This window comes from Frankia sp. R43 (assembly GCF_001306465.1).
GTDB lineage: Bacteria > Actinomycetota > Actinomycetes > Frankiales > Frankiaceae > Parafrankia > Parafrankia irregularis.
The window spans coordinates 621,632-644,029 of the sequence record NZ_LFCW01000003.1 but is presented as its reverse complement, the minus strand read 5'-3'; the positions used below and the strand labels follow the sequence as shown (position 1 = coordinate 644,029).

17 protein-coding genes are annotated in these 22,398 nt (G+C 66.6%); 10 read left to right on the top strand and 7 right to left on the bottom strand.

Annotation, left to right across the window (positions count from 1 at the left end; translation table 11 throughout):
• Positions 1-26: 26 nt before the first annotated feature.
• From ACG83_RS16230 to ACG83_RS16210, 5 genes are read left to right on the top strand one after another with little or no spacing between them, the layout of a single operon-like run.
• Entirely contained in the window at positions 27-1,541 is a 1,515-nt protein-coding gene (locus tag ACG83_RS16230) for a glycosyltransferase (protein ID WP_054567013.1), read from the top strand.
• On the top strand, positions 1,538-2,449 hold the full coding sequence (locus ACG83_RS16225) for an NAD(P)-dependent oxidoreductase (RefSeq protein ID WP_054567012.1): 912 nt from the start codon (positions 1,538-1,540) through the stop codon (positions 2,447-2,449). The genes ACG83_RS16230 and ACG83_RS16225 overlap by 4 nt, the downstream gene beginning before the upstream one ends.
• Positions 2,446-4,413 carry a heparinase II/III family protein gene (locus tag ACG83_RS16220; RefSeq protein ID WP_054567011.1) on the top strand — a complete coding sequence of 656 codons (1,968 nt, stop codon included), beginning with the start codon at positions 2,446-2,448 and terminating at the stop codon, positions 4,411-4,413. Before ACG83_RS16225 ends, ACG83_RS16220 begins: the two co-directional genes overlap by 4 nt.
• Positions 4,406-5,935, top strand: coding sequence for a DUF362 domain-containing protein (locus ACG83_RS16215; RefSeq protein ID WP_054567010.1), 1,530 nt, complete (start codon positions 4,406-4,408; stop codon positions 5,933-5,935). Before ACG83_RS16220 ends, ACG83_RS16215 begins: the two co-directional genes overlap by 8 nt.
• Positions 5,887-7,287 (top strand): phenylacetate--CoA ligase family protein, encoded by a 1,401-nt coding sequence (locus ACG83_RS16210; RefSeq protein ID WP_235497945.1) that lies wholly within the window; start codon positions 5,887-5,889, stop codon positions 7,285-7,287. Before ACG83_RS16215 ends, ACG83_RS16210 begins: the two co-directional genes overlap by 49 nt.
• A gap of 448 nt (positions 7,288-7,735) precedes the next feature.
• Here the strand turns inward: ACG83_RS16210 and ACG83_RS42430 are convergent, their stop codons facing one another.
• From ACG83_RS42430 to ACG83_RS16180, 7 genes are all read right to left on the bottom strand, one after another.
• Positions 7,736-8,626 carry a glycosyltransferase family 2 protein gene (locus tag ACG83_RS42430; RefSeq protein WP_083473285.1) on the bottom strand — a complete coding sequence of 297 codons (891 nt, stop codon included), beginning with the start codon at positions 8,624-8,626 and terminating at the stop codon, positions 7,736-7,738.
• Positions 8,627-8,834: 208 nt separating this feature from the next.
• Positions 8,835-10,259, bottom strand: a complete 1,425-nt coding sequence (locus ACG83_RS16205) for a hypothetical protein (RefSeq protein ID WP_161934768.1) — start codon at positions 10,257-10,259, stop codon at positions 8,835-8,837.
• An 89-nt stretch (positions 10,260-10,348) separates the two neighbouring features.
• On the bottom strand, positions 10,349-11,359 hold the full coding sequence (locus tag ACG83_RS16200) for a glycosyltransferase (RefSeq protein WP_235497944.1): 1,011 nt from the start codon (positions 11,357-11,359) through the stop codon (positions 10,349-10,351).
• Positions 11,360-11,388: 29 nt separating this feature from the next.
• Positions 11,389-12,765, bottom strand: coding sequence for an oligosaccharide flippase family protein (locus tag ACG83_RS16195; protein WP_054567006.1), 1,377 nt, complete (start codon positions 12,763-12,765; stop codon positions 11,389-11,391).
• On the bottom strand, positions 12,762-13,628 hold the full coding sequence (locus ACG83_RS16190) for an FkbM family methyltransferase (protein WP_235497943.1): 867 nt from the start codon (positions 13,626-13,628) through the stop codon (positions 12,762-12,764). The genes ACG83_RS16195 and ACG83_RS16190 overlap by 4 nt, the downstream gene beginning before the upstream one ends.
• Before the next feature lie 463 nt (positions 13,629-14,091).
• Complete coding sequence (locus ACG83_RS16185; protein ID WP_054567004.1) at positions 14,092-15,300, bottom strand: glycosyltransferase family 4 protein; 1,209 nt, start codon at positions 15,298-15,300, stop codon at positions 14,092-14,094.
• The gene (locus ACG83_RS16180; protein ID WP_152991397.1) at positions 15,287-15,505 is read right to left on the bottom strand and encodes a hypothetical protein; all 219 of its coding nucleotides are present in this window, start codon (positions 15,503-15,505) and stop codon (positions 15,287-15,289) included. The genes ACG83_RS16185 and ACG83_RS16180 overlap by 14 nt, the downstream gene beginning before the upstream one ends.
• Before the next feature lie 412 nt (positions 15,506-15,917).
• Between ACG83_RS16180 and ACG83_RS16175 the strand changes: the two genes are divergently transcribed.
• The 5 genes from ACG83_RS16175 to ACG83_RS16155 all read left to right on the top strand — a co-directional run bounded on the left by ACG83_RS16175 (position 15,918) and on the right by ACG83_RS16155 (position 22,379).
• Positions 15,918-17,276, top strand: a complete 1,359-nt coding sequence (locus ACG83_RS16175) for a glycosyltransferase family 4 protein (RefSeq protein ID WP_235497942.1) — start codon at positions 15,918-15,920, stop codon at positions 17,274-17,276.
• Between the two features lie 142 nt (positions 17,277-17,418).
• Positions 17,419-18,435: a UDP-glucuronic acid decarboxylase family protein gene (locus ACG83_RS16170; protein ID WP_054567001.1), complete on the top strand. Its 1,017-nt coding sequence runs from the start codon at positions 17,419-17,421 to the stop codon at positions 18,433-18,435.
• 163 nt (positions 18,436-18,598) lie between these two features.
• Positions 18,599-19,663, top strand: coding sequence for an NAD(P)-dependent oxidoreductase (locus tag ACG83_RS16165; protein ID WP_054567000.1), 1,065 nt, complete (start codon positions 18,599-18,601; stop codon positions 19,661-19,663).
• 508 nt (positions 19,664-20,171) lie between these two features.
• Positions 20,172-21,332, top strand: coding sequence for a glycosyltransferase (locus tag ACG83_RS16160; protein ID WP_054566999.1), 1,161 nt, complete (start codon positions 20,172-20,174; stop codon positions 21,330-21,332).
• Positions 21,333-21,491: 159 nt separating this feature from the next.
• Complete coding sequence (locus ACG83_RS16155) at positions 21,492-22,379, top strand: TylF/MycF family methyltransferase (protein WP_054566998.1); 888 nt, start codon at positions 21,492-21,494, stop codon at positions 22,377-22,379.
• Positions 22,380-22,398: the final 19 nt, after the last annotated feature.

Here is a 22,398-nt window from a genome sequence, read left to right as displayed (position 1 = left end):
CGGGTTCCCCAGAAGAGGTCGATGTCGTGAGGCGTGGCGCTGGTCCCCCGCGGGTACTGCTCGTTACCCACTACTTCCCCCCCGAGGTGGGCGCCCCCCAGGCACGCCTGTCGGAGACAGCGCGGGCCTGGGCCGCCGCCGGCCTCGACGTCACCGTGCTGACCGGCATGCCGAACCATCCGACCGGTGTGGTGCCCCCCGGTTACCGTGGGGCACTCAGGCGGATCGAGCACACCGACGGATACCGGGTGGTCCGCACCTGGCTCTATGCGACCCCGAACGAAGGCGTGCTGCGCAAGACCCTCAGCCACCTGTCGTTCATGGTGACGTCGGTGCTGCTGGGCGGCCGGGCCGCTGGCCCCGTTGACGTCGTGGTCGTTTCCTCGCCCACCTTCTTCGCTCTCGGCTCGGCCTGGGTCCTGGCGCGGCTGCGGCGCGCGCGGCTGGTGGTCGAGATACGCGACCTGTGGCCGGCGATCTTCGTTCAGTTGGGTCTGATCACGAACCGCAGGGTCATCGCGGTTCTGGAAAAGCTGGAGCTGGCCGCCTACCGGGCCGCGGACGCCGTTGTCACCGTTACCGAAGGCTTCCGAGAGGACATCATCCGCCGGGGCATACCCGCGGAGAAGGTGCACGTGATCCCGAACGGCGTCGACCTCGATCGATTCAGGCCGGACGAACCCGCGTCCGCGGAGGTACGGGCCCAGCTGGGAGCCGGGCCCGCCGACACGCTCGTGCTCTACGTCGGCGCACACGGCATCTCGCAGGGCCTGACCTCCGTCGCCGACGCCGCCGCGCTGCTGGCCGAGGAAACTCCCTCGATCCGATTCGCCTTCGTGGGCGAGGGCGCCGACAAGCGGCGGCTCACCGAGCACATCAGGCGGCTCGGCCTCACGAACACCACCCTTGCGCCCGCGGTCCCCCGCTCGGACATGGCCGCGCTGGTCGCCTCCGCCGACATCTGCCTGGTTCCGCTGCGGGACGTACCACTGTTCGAGACCTTCATCCCGTCAAAGATGTTCGAGCTGCTGGCCGCGGGCCGCCCGCTGATCGGCTCGGTACGCGGCGAGGCAGCCCGCATCCTGACCGACGCCGGCGCCGTGGTCGTCTCGCCGGAGAACCCGGAGGCCCTCGCCGGCGCCGTACTGGAGCTGGCGACGGATCCGGACCGCAACGTGGCCATGGGCCTGGCCGCACGCGAGCATGTCGAGCGGCACTTCGACCGATCAGCGCTGGCCGCTCGCTACCGTCACCTACTCCTGCGGGTCCTGGCCGGGCAACCTCAGGAGGAACAGCCTCACCACGGGCCGCCCCCACCCGACCAGCGGGAGGGCGGGCAGCGGGAGGGCGGGCAGCACCAGCCGGCACCGGATGGCCCGAGGCCCGAGGACGAGCTACCGGCGACGGCCTCGGCAGACCGGCCGGCCGTCCAGGGAAAGCCGCGCAACAGCGCCCAACCAGTACCGCGCCCCCGCCAGCCTGCTCCTGAGAACCCTCGACCCGTCACCCACCATGCGGACGGACGAGGGAGCGGGCGATGAGGCTATTCGTCGTCGGGGGCAGCGGATTCCTCGGATCCCGGACCGTACGGCACGCCCTGGCCGCGGGCCACCAGGTCACCGGCCTCGCTCGAGGCGGGTCAGGCGCGGGCCGCCTGACCGCCCTCGGCGCCAAGGTGGTCCGGGGTGACCTGGATGACGCCGCCGCACTGCGCGGCGCCTTCGCGGAGACGAAGGCCGACGCACTGCTCAACATCGCCTCACTCGGCTTCGGGCACGCCGACACGATTGTCGAGACCGCGGTGCGGGCTCACCTCACCCGCGCCCTCTTCGTCTCCACGACCGGAATCTTCACCGCACTGGACCCGCCGTCGAAGCAGACGCGGCTGGCCGCCGAGAACACGATCCGCACCAGTGGGCTCGACTGGACGATCATCCGACCGACCATGATCTACGGAGGGCCGGACGACCGCAACATGGCGCGGCTCCTCAACCTGCTGCAGCACTGGCCGATGCTGCCCATACCGCTGCCCGCTGGCGGTCACCAGCTCCACCAGCCCGTACACGTCGACGACCTCGCCGAGCTGCTCGTTCGCGCGGTCGAGCTCGACATCACGATCGGCCGCACCTACAACGCCGCCGGACCCGCCCCGCTGACGCTGCGCCAGGTCGTCGAGCAGGCCGGCGCCGCCGCGGGCCGCCGCCCGAGGTGCCTGCCCATCCCGGTCAGGCCGGTGGCGGCGCTCATCGGCTCCTACGAACGTCGATCGGCCCGCCCACGGCTGAAAAGGGAGCAGATCAGCCGGCTGACCGAGGACAAGGCGTTCTCGATTGCGGATGCCGTGCGGGACCTCGGTTTCGCTCCTCGGCCGTTCGCCACCGGCATCCGGCAGGAGGCGGCGCTCTGCCGGAGCCAGAAGGCGGCAAGGAGAGGTCGAACGGGCAGATGACGGCCTCCTTCTTCTCCGACGTGGCGAACGAACGGCCTGCCTGGGCCGGCGGCACCGTGACACCCGTCCGGCTCGACGGGCTCAATGGGCTCGACGGGATCGGCGGGATCGGCGGGATCGGCGAAGAAGCCGATCAGGGTGAACTCGACGGAACCTCATCGACCTCCCCGACCGCTCGGTCCGTAATGGCCCGCCGAGCCCACCTGGCTGGTCGATACCTGCGAACGGTAGCGCTGCTCCGGCCGGAACAGGCCGTCGCGCGTGTTCGTCTCCGCGCGCAACGTGCCATGCCCATGTACTTCCCCATCACCTCGCGCCGGATCGTGGATGCACTCGCGCGGCCGGTCCTGCGATCTGGAGGTCACGCTCGTTGGCCGGCTTCCTTCGTTCCGTTCGACGCCCGCCTCGGCGAGGTGTGGCCGCGCGCCACCGATCTCGCCGATGGGCACTTCACCCTGCTGGGGACCACCCGCCACCTCGGCGAACCGGCCGACTGGGCCCAGCACGACGCGCCGCTGCTCTGGCGGTACCACCTGCATTACTGGGACTGGGCCTGGTCGTTTGCCCTGCATCCAGAGCGCGAGTGGGCCCGGGCGGAGTTCGACCGGCTTCACCGCTCCTGGCACCGGGCCACAACGTTTGGACGCGGCCCAGCCTGGTCGCCCTACGTGGTCTCGCTGCGGATCTGGTCATGGTGCGGGCTGCTCGGCTCACTCGCCGACGACGCACTCGCTTCCGCACTGACCACCGACCTCGCCGAACACGGAGCTTTCCTGCGCCTGCACCTGGAGACCGATGTCGGCGGAAACCATCTTCTGAAGAACATCAAGGCGCTGCTGGGGATCGCCGTCGCGTTCGATGACGCAGCCGCGAGGAAGCGCTGGACCGCGCATCTGCTTCGCGAGATCGAGCGTCAGGTACTGCCCGACGGCGGCCATGTCGAGCGCGCACCCGCCTATCACTGCCAGGTACTGGCGGACCTGGATGATCTGGCAGGCCTGCTCGACTCGGCCGGCGAGCGGGTCCCCGACGAGCTGACCGCGGCCCGACTACGCATGCGGAGCTGGCTCGACGACATCCTGGCACCGGATGGCACGGTGCCGATGACGAACGACGGCTACCCCGTCCCTCCGGCCGCGGTCGGCGTTCTGCTTCCGCACCAGGCCAGAACGCGCAGCGTGCGGAATCCGGACCGCCCGGCTGGCACCGGTCTCGCCCTCTTCAGTGATTCGGGCCTGGCCGTCCTGCGCGCCGGGCCCTGGCGGGTACTCGCCGATGTCGGCCTGCCCTGTCCGGACGATCTTCCGGCGCACGCCCACGCCGATTCCCTGTCCTTTCTCCTCTGGTACGACGGCACACCGGTGCTGGTCGACAAGGGGACCTCGACCTATGCACCGGGTGCGACCCGCACCGCCGAACGCGCGACCGCGGCGCACAACACGGTTGTCGTGGACGAAGCCGATTCCACCGAGGTCTGGGGTGCGTTTCGGGCCGGCCGACGGGCCAGGGTCACGTTTGGCCCGGTCCGCCACGACGAGGCCGCCGACCGGTTGAGTCTGACCGCCATGCACAACGGCTACCGATGGATGACCGGCCGGCCGGATCATCTCCGGACCTGGACGATGGACCCGAGCTCGCTACTCGTCGTTGACCGAATCGCAGGCGGTCATCGCCACCGTGTAGACGTGCTGTTCCACCTGGCTGCCGGATGGCAGGCGAAGTATGACGAGGCCGGAGTGATAATCGAACGAAACACCGCACCCGGACCCTTCCGGCTGACGACGTGTTTCGACGCGCACCGGGACGAGCGAGTCAGGTTGGGCCGCTGGCGAATCTGGACGGACACGCTCGCGGTTGGGTGGCAACGGCAGATCCCAGCCGTGGTCGTCGCCTACACAGTGACCGCGGAGCTTCCACTCGAGCTGCATACCCGCCTGACCGCCGTGGAGAGCACCGATGTCTGAGTCGCCGGTTTCCAGGTCGCCCTACCAGGTCGCGCTGACCCGCACGAGGCAGGCGGCCTACCCTTCGGCGCCCCCATTCTCTCCGCATACGGCCTATGCGGAATACGGTTTCGGCCACCTGAGCCGCGAGCCGAATCATGTCTATGCGGCGGTTCGACGGGTTCTCGCCCTGGCCGGCCTCGACAAGGGCGGAGTCGATACCTCACAGTGGAATCCGCTTGGCGAGTATGTCGGGCCCGGAGGAACGGTGGTCCTCAAGCCGAACCTCGTACGCGAGTTCCACCCTCGGGATCCCGATGGCTGGCAATGGGTCCTCACCCATGGCGCTGTCATCCGTGCCGCGGCCGACTACGCACTGCGAGCGGTCGGGCCCACCGGCCGGGTGGTGATCGCCGATGCACCGCAGACCGACTCCTCGTTCATCGGCATCGTCACCGCTCTCGGCCTCGATCAGCTGCGCCACTTCTACCAGGAGCGGGGGTTCAGCGTCGACCTGCTCGATCTACGCCAGGAGGAATGGACCACCCGCGGCGGCGTCGTGACAGCGCGACGTCGTCTCCCCGGCGACCCGGCCGGTACCGTCGCCTTCGATCTGGGCGACCGGAGCGAGTTCGTCGGCCATCCTGGCGCCGGCCGCTACTACGGAGCCGACTACGACTCCCGGGTGGTGAACCACCACCACACCGACGGGCGCCACGAGTATCTGCTGTCCGCAACGGTGATGCAGGCGGATCTGATCATAAATCTGCCCAAGCTGAAAAGCCACAAAAAGGCCGGCATCACGCTCGGGATGAAGAACCTGGTCGGTGTGAACGCCGACAAGAACTGGCTTCCGCACCACACCGAGGGATGGCCGGGAAACCGCGGAGACGAGCATCCGCGGCCAAGCGCCCGGCACCGCGCAGAGCGCGCGGTCGTCGGGGGCCTGCGGCGCGCCGCGCTCGCCTGGCCCGGAGTCGGCACACGTACCTTGCGGATCGCGCGCCGCGGCGGCACTCCGATATTCGGCGACGGGGACACCACCATCCGGAGCGGAAACTGGTGGGGAAACGACACCGTCTGGAGGATGTCGCTGGATCTGAACAAGATTATTCACTATGGCAGTCCGGACGGGACTCTGACGGAAACCCCACAACCCACTCGGCACATCGTGCTCGTGGACGGCGTCATCGCGGGACATCGCAACGGGCCGATGAGCCCCGATGCGCTCCCCGGCCGGCTGGTCGCCTTCGGGACGACACCGGCCGCCGTGGACGCTGCCGTCACCGTGCTGTTCGGCTTCGATCCTGAACGAGTGCCAACCGTTCGCCAGGGATTTCGCTGCCACCGGCTCCCACTCGCCAACGGCGACTGGCGCGAGGTTGAACTCGTCGGCGACGACACGGACTGGAACGGACCGATTGGAAACATTCATCCAACGGCCACTCTCCAAGCTGAGCCTCACTTCGCCTGGAAAGGCAGGGTGGAACTATCGTGGGGCGATGTTCGGACGACAGCCAGCAACAGATCGGGCTCACCATGAAAGGCTCCACAATAGGCCGCTCGCGGGTCGCGGCAGCGGCCTTCCGTACCGCTTGCGACAGCCCGCTGGTCACGGCGCACCTGAAAACTCTGGCTCAGCTCGAACTGGCTGAGCCGAACGAGGTCGTTCAATGGCAGGAGAGACGCCTTCGACGTTTCGTCGACAGATGGGCGTCGGCGGTGCCCTACTACCGGGAGAATCCGGAGTACCTGCGATCCTCCGACAGGACGGCGGCGGTGCTGGACAAGGAGACCGTCCGGCGGTCGTCCGCCGCGTTCGCCAATCCGAAGGTGCCCGCGCGGCAAGTCACAACCGGAGGGACCGGGGGCCGCCCACTGAACCTCCGGATCTCATATTCGTCCTTCTTTTCCGAATGGGCACACATCGCCTACGTCTGGTCACGCGCCGGAGTCAGGCTGAACGACCCGAAAATAACCTTTCGTGGCAGCAGCCTCGGGACCGGCTTCCATGGCCGCCCAATGATCTATCAGAGAACCTACAACCATATGGCCGTCTCGCCGTTCCACCTGTCCGAAGCAACCTTCACAGAGTTGCTCAGCAGTATCCGTGATCTACGCCCGGTCGCGATCTGGGGGTATCCCTCCTCCATAACCCCGTTCGCTCTCTGGGCAGCGCGGACCGGCCCGCATCCGGAGCTCGCCCGACTTCGAGCAGTGCTTCTTGCCAGCGAAGGCGCCCTCGACTGGCAACTGGACCTGTTCCGCGAGGTGTTCGACGCACCGCCGATTCGCTGGTACGGGCAGAGCGAGAAAGTCGTCTTCGGTGCCGAGTGCCCACGCTTTCCCGGCCATTACCACGTTACACCCACCTACGGAGTGGCCCAGGTCATCAATGACCGGATCATCGGCAGCGGGATGACGAACGCCGCCATGCCGCTCCTACGCTATGACACCGAGGACGGCGGCGCCCTCACACCTCCTGGGCTCATGGGAGGGCGCTGCGCATGCGGCTCTCCTTTCGCCGTTCTTCGCGACGTGGCAGGCCGCTGGGACCAGTCGCTGGTGTATGGAACGCACGACGAACCCATCTCGTCCGCGGCGCTCAATTTTCACGACGAGGCCTTCGCCCGATTCGATCGCTTCCAGTTCCGCCAGGAGCGGCGCGGAGAGGTCGAGCTGCGGGTGGCCTCGGCGGGTCGAGTTCCCGATTCCGCGGAGCTTGAGAAAGCGCGCTGCCTGCTTCAACATCGCGTAGGTGACCGTCTCGTCATCTCGGTCACCGTGGCGGCTGCCGACGACCTGTTGAGTCGGCGCGGAAAGATACTCATGATCGATCAACGCTACCGCCCAGGTCAGGCTGATTTCTCAGCCATGCCGGCACAGCCGACATAGAAGAAAGTGTTCCGTCAGGCCCCGTGGGTATTCATTCTACGGGGCCTGACCCACGCCCAATAGGGCCTGAGCGTGGTCCCCGGTGTGGCTTGATGCCGGATCCGTTCGGGGTCTGACGACACGGTGTGGGCGGTGACCGCGAGCGGGTCCGGCTACGGGTTCGAGTATCCAAGAGAGCCGGTGCCCTGGCCACGGGTTGCGGAACTGTGACAACCCCGCTCCGCCGGCCGCTCCCGCCGAGCGAGCTGCCGCGCGCGCAGCGTCGACGACCGCGTGCCGCATCGCCGCCGCCGGCAGGCCACCGCCCAGCCATCGATGCCGCCCTTCCCGTGGCCAACCGCAACCGCGGCACCGACCGGCTGGTTCAGCGGACCCGTCGGCGGACACCCGACGGCGTCAACTTCGGGACCACATATCTTCCCGCCGCAGGCCCCGCGGCGAACTTCCGTCATGTTCCAGCGCTGGCCCAGGCCCCCCAGAGCCTCGGACGAGGCTCGTTCGACATCAGTTCGTCGGATCTCGGTTGCGTCGCCAGCCCGTCCCGAATTCCGTGAACAATCATTCTTGAATGTTCGAACGACCGCCGGGAGACTGTCTCTTTGAGAGCGACGCGGGGTGCCACGGCCAAGGCGAGCCAAGCTCCGGTCAGGGCAACCGTCGAGGCATTCCGATGCGACCGGGCAAACCAGAGCCTGTTCCTCGCGAGATAGTAGGAGAATCCAGCTGAAGGAAGCGTTCCACCACCACTGTGCCAGGCCTGCGCCGGACTGACTACGACTCGCCAACCGGCAGCTCTCGCCCGGTAGCAGTAGTCAGTGTCCTCATATCCCAGGAAGTACTTCACCGGCATCGGAACCCGGCGAAGACAGTCCCCCCTGACGAACATGATCGCACCATTGATCCAGTCCACGTCATCAATCTCGGTCGACGGGACCCTCCGCTTCCTCGGAATCGATGCCACCGGAGTCATCCTGCCGCATCCGGTGTGGATCCCGTCGGCGTTCAGCTGCGTCGGCCCAACAATTCCCACACGCGGATCAGCGAATACATCCAGGCATTCCCTGACCGTACTTCCGGTGAGCCGGACATCGTTGTTGAGGAGAAGATAGATGTCCGCATCAGGTGCCTCCTCGTATCCTGCCATAAAGCCGCCACCGAATCCGCGGTTGGAATCCGGGGTGAGCCACATGGAACCAGGGAGGAAAGACTGAGGCCGCGGTTTCCCGTCGTTCGCGACCACGATCACACGAGAAACCAGCGAGATCTCGTCGAGCTGCCTCGCGAGCTCGACCGTCGGCTCGACCCGGCCCCAGTGAACGATGACTGCGACAACATTCATGATCGATTCTCCGGATTGAAGGACGGTCGGCCCACTCCGCGGAACCGCCCGCCAGTTGGCCGCAATGACACCAGGTCAGCGACGAAACATCCCGCCCCAGTCTAGCTTCCTCTCACGCCAAGCTTTCGCACCGTTCGTCGTGTCTCCGACCGGCCCGCGAAGAACCAGTGCGAGCCGAACCAGGCCGCAGTCGTCAGCCTGCGGACCGTCAGTGAGATTTTCTCGCCAACCCACCGAAAGCGAATCGACTCACCACAAGTGCCGCACAGAACTGGAGCGGGAGACTTGCGAGGACATCCGAGTACGGCCTCTCGTGACTGACGAGCAGCAGCATGACCGGGACGAAGATCACCACATATCGAGGATCCGAGAAGGGGTGCAGTGCATCGTCGATCAACCTACAGAAGCCACCGAGGACGAACATGCCGGCGGCGACCACGATAATTCCTCCGTAACGGTAGAGGTCGGCTATCGGTGAGATCGCGGCGGCGGTGTACAGGCTCGCGTCGGTGCCATAGTACTCCTGATTGAAGGTGTAACCATCCACCACTATCGGCTTATCGGGCCACAGTGCACGTGGTATCGCCGTGAGTATCGGCGCGAGCATGAGGTCCTTGATGTCACGGTCTGGCACTATTGCTGGCGTCCGCTGAACCACGATCGCTATGCTGTCAATTCCACGAAGCCGCCCGGAGATGTACTTCGTCGGGCCATCCGACTCGGCGTCGTCCGACTTCCGGTCACTGACTGTTCTTGACAGCAGGTCAGGCGCCGAACGCAGCGCAGCGCTTGTTCCGAGGTGCGAGTCAGGGCCACGGACCAGGCCCCTGTATGCCATATTGAAAGGGATCACCACAAAGACAAAGACAACTGCGGCCAAGCAGAGCATGCGGACGGGAAGCCGTCTTCGCACCGCGACATAGGCGACGCAGGCGCCCGCGATGGTTATAACGAACTGCCCTTTCATGCCACTGATCAACGCGAACACGGTCTCGATGAGAGCGAGCACGGCTACGCACCTGCGCCGGCGGGAGTCACCGTGGCGACCCAGGTCGGCCACCGCGATCATCAGGCCGGTCACGCCGAGATTCGCCGCCATCGACAACGGATAGGCGAAGGCACTCGATTCGCTTACGCGCTTCGACACGTCGCCCAGGTACCCGTACTGGCCCAGCGCCAGCAGCACGAGCCGGGCCGCCGTGGCAACGAACGCCAGAATCCATGGAACCGCGGGTGAGCGCAGGCGGAACTCAGGACCCGGTGCCGCAAGCCTGCCGAGGCTCCGGGCCACGGCCGTCGCCGCGCGCCCCAGGGTCAGTAGATATCCCGCTGTCCAGACCACGACGGCGATGCTGACGACCTTGAGAGCCTCAAGCACGCTCACACGGTCGATCTGGGCGACAAGGCCCAGCTGCGGCGCTGTCCATGTCGTGGTCAACAGCCCGAGGACCAGGCCGGTCCAGGCCAGATACCAGGGCCCGAGGCGAATCTCGCCGAGGCAGCTGCCTCGGCCGCAGCGCGCGCCCACCAGCGTGATCGCGCTGATACATTCCAGCGTCAGCGCGACCGACCGCAGGACGATCCTGGAGTTTTCGGAGAGGCTCCAAAGCCCTTCCGCTGAGAACAGCAGCACACTCGCAGCCGCGAACGGAGCCCAGGTCATGGGGAGAGCGGCAACCACCGGTGACGAGCGATGTCCCTGCGGAAGCGTCCCGATTCGGCTCACCACAAGATTTCCAGTATCCGCGTGAGACGGTCCTGATAGGTGTGATCACGATGGCTTCGAGCGGTCGCGGCATCACCGACGACGCGCGCCGCCGGGGGATCATCCGTGCACCACTTGATGCGTCCCAACAACTCTTCGAAGGTCGTGAACCCAAGGACCTCGCGCTCCTCCTCATACAGGTTCTCCAGCGGAGGTCGCCGCTCGCACAGGACAACGGCACCGCACGCCGCGGCCTCGAACAGGCGGCAGTTCACACTGGTCATCTCCGCTGGGTGCAGGGCATTCACGACCGCCAGCGCCTCACGGAAGACTCTTGCCTTCTCAGCCCCTGTCACGTATCGGCCCGTGTGCCGCGTGACCAATCGCTCGTCCGAGAGCCACTTCGGGATCGGCGGGCCGTAGATCTGGACCTCCACGCCGTGACCGACCAGTTCCGCGATCAGCCGGGCGCGACCTGCATACATATTGCCCACGAACACGACATGCCGCTGGCCGTTCGCCGTATCCGGCGGCCGGTGCCGGGCGGGGTTACATGCCTCCGGCAGATAGTATGCTGGCAGACGGAGAACGTCGGCGAGCCTGTTCGTCAGCAGCGGGTCCTTGAAGAACAGGGCGTTGTAGTCGCCCAGCAGAAACTGCTGGCGACCCATGTTGGCGACACAGTCAGGAAACCACAGGCACACGCGGATCCCGCGGCGCCTGAGGTTCCGGACCGTCTGCGGGAGAAGCGGGTAAAGCGTTATTACGGTACCGACGTTCTCGCGTTCTGCACGGGCGACGATCTGTCGTTGATAGGTGAGGTCAACCCGGTCGAAGGCGCTTCGCAGAGCAAGAACGGGCCCGCTCAACCGGCCGTTCGGCATCGGGACCGGGGGTCCGAGAGCCACCGGCTGAACGCCGATGTCGGGAAGACAGTCAATGATGTTTTCAGCGAAGGTGTCGAACCCCAGTGGGCCGACCACTCCTACACGTTCCGCGCTGCCGGAGACTCGATCGTCGGTCGCCACGGGAGCTTCCCCCACGTTCCTCGCCCCAGTCATACAGTGCTTCCTCTTCCGGTACTTGTAGCGGTCTTCCGCACATGCTGCCCGCGCCGGGCGGAAATCAGTTGTCTGAATCTCACCATAACGGTGGCCAGCGGGGTGTCGAGGACTACCAGCACCGAACGGAGCAGCAGGATGAAGGTGATTCCGCTCGCGAGGCTGGAGGCTATCGCCGCGCCAGACACACCCATGGCGGGCGTCAACCCCGCCAGCAGAGCGATCTTGGCAACCAGGTCAACGAACTCGCAGCGCGCAACCGCGAGATTCTCACCCAGGCCGCGGAGGATCTCGTGCATCGCGCGGTTGCAGCCGAAGAGCGCGACGCCGCCCGCCATGAGCCAGAGAAGGTCTACGCTGTCCCGGAACTGCTCACCCATCAATGCCACCAGGAGGAAAGGAGCTACCGCACTGATCGCGATCACGAGCACCGTTCCGGTCAGGAGGCTCGCCGCCATCGCCACGAAGGCGATCCGCAGAATGCCACTCCCGTGTGACGCCGGGCTGGCCTCGCTCGACCTGGATGCGGCCAGGCGGGGCATCGCAACGAGGCCGAACGCCGAACAGAGCGGAATTCCCACGGTGATTATCGAATTCGCCACCGTGTAGCGACCGAGTTGCGCAGGCTCCACCAGAACAGCCAGCAACAGGATGTCAAGCCGCTGTGCCAGTGCATGTGGAACGGCTGACAGCGTGGTCGCGGAGCCGTAGCGAGCGAGGTCCACTCCGACGTCACGGCGAACGCGGCCTCGCCCCGGCAGCGTTCGGGCACCAAGTATCGCCGCGAGTACGGCCTGTATCACGATGGATGCGGTCATGCACCACACGGCCAATGTGACCGTGAGCGTCTGCCCCAGAACGACCAACACGATCAGCAGGCTGTAGACGGCGGGCTGCGTCAGTCGTACCAGGTTCCAGGAGGAGAGGCTTGTCGCCTGCAGCGCGAATACCCAGCACGACCCGGCGAAAATAACCGGTTGCGCCATGAAGGCCATACGGAACGCAGCGACCGCCTCGGAGTCACCTGTCGCGATCCACGGCGCTGCGATCATGCCGGCGACAGCCACGACCGCGCCGATCACGAAAAGTATCAGGGCGCCGGTTCTGACCACGTCCCGGCCCTGGGACGGGTTCTTCGCGACGAAGTAACAGATGGCTGCGGTAATCCCCCCTTCGCAGATGGTGGCCGCTGTCATCGTGTAGGCGATGATCGCCGCGTAGGTCCCTCGACCAGAAGCTCCCAGTACACGGGCCAGAAAGAGTCCGCTGACCAGCCCGAAGAGCGCTATCAGCATGCTGGTGCCGGCCGTCGATCGAACCGCCCTGAAATAGCCGCCGTCCTTGGCCGAGCGCCGACGCCGCTTCCCTGTCACGTCGTCTGGTTCCTGGGGAAGCGGATTCGCTTCAGTTCCGCCACGACGCGATCAAAACGTTCCCATTTCGGCGTGAGGGCGAGAACATTCGACGAGAAGCCACCCTGGCCGGAGAGCCCATGCCGACTGAGGTTCAGAATTCGGTAGCCGAGGCCGGCGAGGAGGTCGACGATGTCGGCCGCTGTCATCCCGCGCCGCTCGAGATGGGCCGGCAGAAGCTCCAGCAGCAACGCCGGGTGCTCTGTCGAGAGGATGTCCGACGCACCCTGCAGGACGTCAAGCTCGAATCCCTCGACGTCGATCTTCACCAAGGCGGGCGGTCGACGGGTGGCGGCATAGGCGTTCAGGGTGGTCAGTGGCACGCTGACATCAGGCTGACTGCCGTCGGTCACCGGATGGGCGAGACCGGACGCGTTACGGTGTATTTTCATGCCGATCTCCCCCTCACTGGCACCGACAGCGGAGGACGAGATACGCACGTTCTGCAGCTGGTTCTGTTCGACGAGTGCGGTGAGTGTCGCTCGTGTCCCGTCCACCGGTTCGAAGGCGTGAACCTCGCCGGAGTCGCCCACGAGCCCGGCCGCCCACAGGGTGTAGACACCGATGTTCGCACCGACGTCGTAACAGCAGTCGCCGGGCTCGAGGATCGCCGAAAACACCGGCGCGAGGGCCGGCGGCCGATAGCAGAGAGATACAAGCGAACCGACCGATCCGTCTCGGCAGTGGTCCACCGAGAAGGTCATGCCATTTGACAGCCGACCAGAAAGCGGCCCTGTATATTGCGTGCTCGGGCCCCGCACCAGAGACGTCAGCCGGTCCCGACCCCTCATTTCTGGTAGCCACGCGGCGAGCTGGGTGGCCACTCGCCAGCGCATCGGACAACTCACACGAAGGTCTACATCAGATGAGATCTTCAAGCTCTCGTCAGACACGCACACTTCGTATCACGCTAACCGTTCGAAGTAGCGGACCCAACCAGTGTCGCGCAATGTTGACCGCCTACCCGCCGGAACGGTTCTTAAAGGCGGCAGATCTGCCGCATGTCGCGACACGGGCAACCATGGGCCTGAGCGTTTCTGCCTGGGCGGTCCCCGGATGGGGCCTCGATGACGACGGCGGATCGACGAGAACATCGGATGGATCGTCCCGCTGGTCGTGCACGCGAACCACAGCTCTCGCCGAACCAGAGCTCTCACCGAACCACAGCTCTCGCCGATCGAGCAGATGGGTCAGCGGCTTCGAACCGTGGGGCCGCGGGCGAGTCCGCCCTCGCCGGTCGCCTGGTCAACCATCGGCAGCACGAAGATCAGGTTCGTCGCCACTGTTCTAGGCATTGGCCGGCTGCCTGGACATCCGCGCCGCTGCGACATCGATGGCCGCCGCCTCGTAGCCACGCGCTGTCGCCGTGATCGAGTAACGGTCCACTCGCTCCCTGATGCGGGCCGGCAGTCCGGGGTCGGTGAGACTGTCAACCGCCGCGGTCAGGGCGGTGACGAGATCCGTCACGTCACTGGTGCGGAAGACTCGGCCCAGACCGCGCACGAGGTCGGGACCGCAGCCGACGCTGTCGCTGACAACCGGCAGCAGCCCGCAGGCCATCGCCTCGTTGACGACCAGGCCCCACGGCTCGTGGGACGACGGCAGGACGAGGATGTCGCCGAGGCTGTAGACGGCGGGGATCTGAGACTGGTTGACGAATCCCACGCAGGCGGCTGGGAGCCCCTGGCACGCCTGTTCCACCTCCGCCCGCAGAGGGCCATCCCCCATGATGATCAGCGCCACTCGATCACCCATCGACCTGACCGCGGACACGACGTCCAGCGGGCGTTTCCACTCCTGCAGCTTCCCCGAGAACAGCACGACGGGACGGTCGGTGGGCAGACCGAGCTCAGCCAGACGGGCGGCCCGGCCAGGGCGACTGGTCGCCGCCGCCGCGGAGAACCGGTCGTTGTCCACCGAATAGGGCGCGAAGAACTGGCGCGCGGCAGAGAACCGCTCGTAGAAGGCGGCGTTGAGCTCACCGATTGCGAGACCCGCCGCACAGTGACGCACCGACGCCCCCGCAACGGCATCCCGCAGTCGCGCCTTCCAGCCGCCCGCCGAGCAGTGCGGCCGGGCCTCGCCGCGCAGCAGGTACGGCCGCCCGCTCGCCCGGGCCAGGACGCTGCCCGTGAGCATCCACGGGCTCGAATGACCATGGATGACGACGACATCCTGCTCGCGGATCCAGGAACACAGGTTTCGGGCGATCGTCCCGGCGTTCCCGCGTCCCCCCTGCCCCTCGTTCAGGAACCGGTGCGGGTAGCCGTCGAGCAGATCGATGTCCCAGGTGATGTTCAGGCCGAACTCCTTGTCCAGGTAACTGCGTGCGCCGGCCGCGGACAGGAATCCCACTTCCAGCCGGACGCGCTGCCGGCCGGCGATCTGTCGATACAGGGGCACCTGGTACTGGATCAGATGCGTGGCGAGCACCCCGAGCCGGGGCGCTGTCGGATCAGTGGATCCGTTCCGGCTGGTTCCCTCAGGTGTGCGCATAGACGCTTTTTCTCCCTCCGGTCGGGATTCCTCTGCTCTGGGTGGGTGCGCTGGCGTCGCTGACGGGATCAGCTCGGCAGGAACCCGCAGTGCCGGACATCCCGATGAGGACAGCGACGTCCGCGACCGCGCCCGCCTGGTAGCCGGCGTTGTCGCCGAGGTGGGCCCGCGGCGCACCGATCTCGGGCGGGAGGTGGTGGGTCACGGACAGGATCCGCGGTCGCCGGCCTTCGCTCGCGGCACCGCCGAGGTGTGAGATCTGGGACCCGGCGCCTCCGCGCCGTTCTCCGACATCCGCGGGACCCTTTCTGATCACACCGACAGTGCGGCCACTATAAGCAATGAGCTAGCCACTATCCGCCCCTACACGCCGACAGGGAGGCGACCTCGCCCGGACACAAGAAGGCCCCGGAATGGCGAAAATCCGGATCTTCGGTGCCGGCGGGTCCGTCGAGACGACAGTGCAAGGTTCCCTCGACGCCAGTGGGCGCGGGACCGCCGTGGCACCGCGCTCCGAATCCGCTCGTTCGCGAGGTTCTGCCGGCGCTCGCTGGTCACGGTGCCGGGTCACCGGCCTCCGTCATCTCCGCCCAGCCGTCACATCAGCGACCACCACCATGCCGGCCGAGGCGGCGAACATCCTGGTTTCGACCATACGAAGGGTGGAGCGAGAAGCACCTAATCCGCACCGGCCGGCCTGTATCAGGCGATACTCCCACCGAGGTCGACGACTCGCCGATCCAGCCCGAGAATTCTTTCCGGGAAATTCGATCTGTAGGATCACGACCATGCCTCGATCATCCTTTCGCCGCACGGTCGCGGCGGAAGAGCCGACCCAGACTCCGCAACGGATTCTACTCCTCGCGCCGTCCCAAGGTCTCGGTGGCGGCATCGAGCGGTACCTGTCGACCGTGGAGGAATGCCTCCGAGCCGGCGGAGTCGAGGTACACCGGATCGACATGCTAGGTCCGGAGCAGAGTCTCACCGCAGCCCGCAGAATCCGCTTCGCTCTCCGCGTGGTGTACACCGGCCTGCGGCTGGGACGGATGGACTGCGTGACAACCGGTCATCGCAACATGATCCCCGTGGCAGCTGTGGCCGCGAAGGTTGTGGGCGCCAGGATGGCCCCGATCGTGTTCCACGGTAATGACATCTGGGAGCTGCCGCGGTCATATCGCGCACTGGTTTCACGGAGCGCCACTCTTTTTCCGCTGACTGTCAGTTCCTACAGCGCAGGGGCGTTGTCAACGCTCGGGCTCGCGCCGATTCTCCCGCCGAGTATCGCGCCTGACTGGCGCACGACGCTCATCGAGGAGAGCCGGCGGCGAAGACCACCGGCGGCCGTCCCGACGGTGCTGAGTGTGTTCCGACTGCCAGCCTGGGAAGGCAAGGGCCTGCCTGTCCTGGTCGAGGCACTGGCAGCGATCAGGCAGCGCACCGGGCCGGTTCGCCTTGTTGTGGCGGGCCGCGGGCCGATACCGGGATCGCTGCGGGATTTCGCCTCGGCTCACCCGGAGCTGGAGTTGCACGAGAACCCCGATGACCATTTCCTCGCCAGTCTGTACGGCGAGGCCGATCTCTTCGCGCTCTGCACTCGCACCATGCCTCCGAGCAGCGGCGAGGGCTACGGAATCGTGCTGCTCGAGGCCCAGCTCGCGGGATGTCCGGTGGTCGGTCCCGCATCCGGCGGATCGTACGATGCGTACCAGGAGGGACTGACCGGGGTGACGCCTGCGAACGAATCCAGTGAGGCCCTGGCCGTCGTGCTGTCGGACCTGCTCACCAACAGGCCCCGGCTTGCCCGAATGAGCGGCCGGGCAGCCGAACTGGCGGTGGCCACGACCGATCCCGCCGAATACACCCGAAAGGCCATCACGGCGCTTACCGGAACTCCGCCGGCAGACCGTCCGCACCCTGGTGTTCCCGAGCAGAGGGTGGCCGTGAACCGACTGCCCGAGGGCCTCACCCTAGGCTGACCAGAAAGCACCTTCCTCAGCCGGGTGGATATCGGCCACCATCTTCCGGAATGGTGTTCCGTGATAGCGCGAAAACGCTTTCGTAGAGCCGTGGCCGGGCATCGTCCCAGGCGAAAACCACCCACCCAGCAGGAGGTCGGGCGTGCGTGTAGTGATAACCGGTGGCGCGGGATTCGTCGGCAGCCATCTCTGTGACCGGCTGTTGGCCGAGGGACACCATGTCATCTGCTTCGACAACTTCCTCACCGGCCGGCACTCGAATGTAGCACACCTGCAGAGCGAGCCCCGTTTCGAGTTGCGCTGCCAGGACGTCACGGATTCCGTTGACGTGGACGGCCGGGTGGATGCAGTACTTCATTTCGCCTCGCCCGCCTCGCCCGTCGACTACCAGAATTTTCCGCTGGAAACCCTGCGGGTCGGCGCGCTCGGCACCCTGCGCACACTGGAGCTGGCCGAAAAGCATGGCGCCCGGTTCGTTCTCGCCTCAACTTCCGAGGTGTACGGCGACCCAGCGGTGCACCCCCAGCCGGAGACATACTGGGGAAATGTGAATCCGATCGGCCCACGCAGCATGTACGACGAGGCAAAACGCTATTCGGAAGCGCTGACGACCGCCTTTCGCACGACGAAGGGGACGAACACCGCTATTATTCGCATCTTCAACACCTACGGTCCGCGCATGCGCCAGAACGACGGCCGGGCGATACCGACGTTTGTGACCCAGGCGTTGAGCGGATACCCGGTCACGGTGGCCGGCGACGGCCGGCAGACCCGGTCGGTGTGCTACGTGGACGACCTCGTCGAAGGCGTCGTCAGGACACTGGCCAGCGACGTCGCCGGGCCGCTGAACATCGGAAACCCGCATGAGATGAGCGTCCTTGAGCTGGCACGCCTCGTCATCGACCTGTGCGGCGCCGACGTACCGATCGTCTTCGTGCCCCGACCCGGGGATGATCCGATGGTTCGGCAGCCGGATATCGCTCGCGCCCGCACCGATCTCGGCTGGAACCCCACGGTGGACATCCAGAACGGACTCCTGCGCACGATCTCGTGGTTCAGGGCAGCGGCTGTCCCGGCGGCGTCTTCCCTCACGGATGTGCCGCTCCCTCGCCAGGAATCCGCTCAGCCGGCACGCGCGTCACAGACGCCGGGCGGCTGACTGACAAGTGCTTCGCCGGCGCAATCACATGTCCGCCGCTTCAACCGCGCCCGCACGCGAACGGGGAGCGTCGCTGCCGAAGAGATCGTCCAGCCGAGGATCCGCGCGGACGAGCAGGTCAGCCAGCATGGAACCCATGGAACGCCGAGGAGGGACACAGCCCGTGCCTGCCGGTAGACCGTCCGCCACGACTGGCAGCCCGGCTGCCGGGCTCGCTCCCACCGCGGTCCAGGCCGGGCCGCGCCGGCGGGACAGTCCCTCGACCGTCCTTCTCACCGGCGGCACCGGTCGCGTCGGCAGGTGGGTACGTGCCGTGCTCCAGGACCGCGATCTGATGCTGCTCGGCCGGAGCGATCCGCACGCCGCGGCCTGGGAACGGTGGATGCCCGTCGACCTCGCCGCCGGGCAGCTCGAGCTCTCAGCGCCGACAGGTGCCGTGCTCTGCCACCTCGCCTACGACAACACCGATCCAAGCCGGAATCCGGACATGGCGCTCGACCTGGTGGCCGCGGTGAATGCCTGCCCCGACATCACTCGGGTCGTTGTCGCCAGCACGATCTCCGTGTACGGAACCGGCCACCGCGGTGTCATCGACGAGGCCACCCGATGCCAGCCGCGCAGTGCCTACGGCCGGGCGAAACTCGCCAGCGAGCAGCCCTGGCTGCGGGTGTTGCGGCCAGACTGCGAGCTCGCGGTGCTGCGCCTCGGCGCGGTCGTCGCGGCCGGTCACCCGGCGTCCTACGCGTTGGTCACCGACACCCTGCGCCGCCCCCTGCGAGCCGCGCTGCTCGGCTCTGTGCGGCGCGGTACCGGGGTGTATTACGTCGCGGCGCAGACCGCCGCCGCGGCGATACGGTTCGCGCTGGACTCCCCGCTGCCATCCCGCCGGGCCGTGTTCAATGTCGTGGATGACGAGCTGGCCTCCAACACGGATTATGCCGCTATGCAGGATGTCGTGCGGTCCCTGGCGGGTCAGCCGGCACAGGCCCGGATCTCACTGCCGGACGCGATCGTCGCAGCCGCCGACCGGCTGACCGGCGGGCCGCGCAACACCGCCCCCATCAGCTCGGCCGCATTCCGGTCCGCCGGTTTCGTCAATCCTGCACCTCTGCGGGACGAGCTGGCCCGCATTGTCGGGACAATCATCGGCACACCTCCTACCCAAAACGGTCACGCGGCACCCGCAGGAGGCAGCCTCGGGAAACGAGTCCACCAGCGGGCCAGGTAAGTCCAGGTAAGGCCTGGCCAGTTCTGGGCTGGTACGCACCCAAGTCGACTCGGGCATCCCGCTGGCAACCGACTCATGGTGCGTCTCAGGGCACACATACGGCATCAAAAGTGCGGCGCGGGACACGAACCCCTCATTCATCGGCAACGGCAGCAGGCCAGGTGCCACGACACGCTGCTATGAAGACCTATCACCACTCGACACAACCTATAGTAATCATCGTGAACGCTCTCCGTGACACAAAGCGCACGATCCGACCTGCGGCGGATGTAGGCCGGGAAACTCCCCCCGTGCTTCTTCTGGCGCCGCCGGCCGGGCTGGGCGGTGATAGCGAGCGTTATGTCACCGCCTCGGCGGAGCCGAAGCCCGGAGGCGCCGGCGCACCAGGAATGTATTTCCATGAGCCGGGCCTCCGACGGGCACCACTGCCCCGGTCCGCCGTTCGGACACTCTCCCGCGCAGGGCGGTCGCGCCAGACGCACACGGTCGCGACCGTCGAGGAGCCCCCATGCACATCGTGACCGTAGTGCCGGCTGTCGACGCGCGCAGCGGCGGCGGCGTCGGGGAGCGAGGGGTGCAACTGGCCCGCCGGTATCCGCGGCTCGGCGGCGCCGACGTCAGTTCCGAGGTGCTGACTCTTGACCTCGACCTCACTCCCGGCCATCTGAAGATGGCAGCGCCAGCCACGGTCACCGCGCTCCCCTGCCGAAACCGCAGGTACTACCTGCCAGGGAATCCCACCGAGGTAGCCGAACGAGTGCGCGCGGCCGACGTCGTCCACCTCATCAACCACTGGACCGTCCTCAATGCCCTCGCGGCCGAGGTGGCTGTTCGCTGCGATGTGCCGTACGTGTTCTCGCCATGCGGAGCGCTGCCGATCCGGGGGCGGAGTCGTCTGACGAAAAGGGCCTACGACCTGGCCGTCGGCAGCAGACTGGTCCGGCGGGCCGCTGCGATCATCGCCGTTACCGAGCCCGAACGGGCGGACTTCGTTCCGTATGGAGTCGACCGGAACCGCGTGCTCGTCGTACCCAACGGGGTATCGGCGTCCGACCACGAACAGGATGCGGCGGGGAAGGTGCTCGCCCGGTACGGCCTCACCCGACACCGCTATGTCCTGTTCCTCGGTCGACTGAACTGGATCAAGGGCGTGGATCTGCTCGTCGACGCGTTCATCTCGACGGTCCCGGCCGAATCCGGCTGGCGCTGCGTGGTGGCGGGGCCGGACCAGGGAATGCTGGCCGACCTCACCGCACGTGTGTCGGCGGCAGGCGTCGGCGATCAGGTCTGCTTCACCGGTATGGTCCGTGGCCCCGAACGCACCGAGCTGTTGCGCGGCGCGGCGCTGCTGGTGGTCCCCTCTCGCCACGAGGCGATGTCGATTGTCGCGCTGGAGGCCGGGATCAACGGCACACCCGTTCTCATCACGAACAGCTGCGGATTCGACGAGGTCGAGCAGAGCGGGGGCGGCTGGGTTGTGCCCGCCACGACGGAAGCGCTGGCAGGTGGGCTGCGGGTCGCACTACACGACCCGCATGAGCTCGAGCGGCGCGGGGAGGCGCTTCGGAAGCTCGTCTCCCGCTCGTACACCTGGGAACGGGCAGCGGGCAGCCACCTCGAGATCTTCGAGAAGGTGGTGGCGAGCCGGCGTCACCACCCAGCCAGTTAGCTGGCCAGCTGGCCGATCATCGTCGGGCGGCAGATGCGACAGCCGCCGTTTCGTACCGCACTCCACGTTTCCCCAGCGAATCGGAACCAGGCCGGCAGTTCGACATATTCCAGGACGCGGGAACGCATAAACCTCCCGCAAATACCAGCAGGGGTCAAGATGTCATATTCGACAACTACCGCCAACACGGAAACCGCGCCCGGCTCGTCCGAACTGACCGAGCGATACCTCACCCTTCTCCAGGATACTCTCACGTTCTCGCTGTGGGACAGCCTGGACGGGCAGGTATGGATTCCCGAGGGCACCGCCAAGCGCACGCTCGTACGGTTCCTGGAAAAGTATGGGCTGGAGATCATCCGGCGCACCACCGCCGAGAAGCGCGAGCACGGCGGCGACTGGCCACGACTCGCCCACACGATGACAGGTTCCCTCAGGATGCGGAACCTTCGGGACAGCGTGGAGACCGTGCTCGCCGAGGGAGTCCCGGGCGACCTCGTCGAGACCGGAGTGTGGCGCGGCGGGTCATGCATCCTGATGCGAGGAATCCTTTTCGCGTATGGAGTCGATGACCGGACCGTGTGGCTCGCCGACTCGTTCAGGGGACTACCCAAGGCAGATGCCCAGCGCTACCCCGCAGATGCCGGTGACCGCCACCACGAGTGGGCTGCCCTCGCCGTGAGCGAGGAGGATGTCCGCAGGAATTTCCGGCGCTACGGGCTGCTTGACAGCCAGGTGCGATTCCTGAGCGGCTGGTTCCGGGACACCCTGCCCACCGCGCCGATCGAACGGATCGCCGTACTCAGGCTCGACGGGGACATGTACGGGAGCACGATGGAGGCACTCGACGCACTGTATCCACGCCTGTCCGACGGCGGATTCTGCATTGTGGACGACTACGGTGCTGTCGAGGGATGTCGCCGCGCGGTGGAGGACTTCCGGACGCAGCACAACATCACGGAACCACTCACGAAAATCGACTGGACCGGGGTGTACTGGCGCCGAAACTCGGATGATCGCCGCGAGCCTCTGGACCCCCCTGTCGCATGACCGGTTCACGCGGGCGGGC

What these genes read in the sequence shown, in the direction of transcription:
- ACG83_RS16225 (WP_054567012.1), top strand. Translation starts at nt 1,538, where the DNA reads ATGAGGCTATTCGTCGTCGGGGGCAGCGGATTCCTCGGATCCCGGACC.
- ACG83_RS16220 (WP_054567011.1), top strand. Translation starts at nt 2,446, where the DNA reads ATGACGGCCTCCTTCTTCTCCGACGTGGCGAACGAACGGCCTGCCTGG.
- ACG83_RS16215 (WP_054567010.1), top strand. Translation starts at nt 4,406, where the DNA reads ATGTCTGAGTCGCCGGTTTCCAGGTCGCCCTACCAGGTCGCGCTGACC.
- ACG83_RS42430 (WP_083473285.1), bottom strand. Translation starts at nt 8,626, where the DNA reads ATGAATGTTGTCGCAGTCATCGTTCACTGGGGCCGGGTCGAGCCGACG.
- ACG83_RS16185 (WP_054567004.1), bottom strand. Translation starts at nt 15,300, where the DNA reads ATGCGCACACCTGAGGGAACCAGCCGGAACGGATCCACTGATCCGACA.
- ACG83_RS16175 (WP_235497942.1), top strand. Translation starts at nt 15,918, where the DNA reads ATGCCGGCCGAGGCGGCGAACATCCTGGTTTCGACCATACGAAGGGTG.
- ACG83_RS16160 (WP_054566999.1), top strand. Translation starts at nt 20,172, where the DNA reads ATGCACATCGTGACCGTAGTGCCGGCTGTCGACGCGCGCAGCGGCGGC.
- ACG83_RS16155 (WP_054566998.1), top strand. Translation starts at nt 21,492, where the DNA reads ATGTCATATTCGACAACTACCGCCAACACGGAAACCGCGCCCGGCTCG.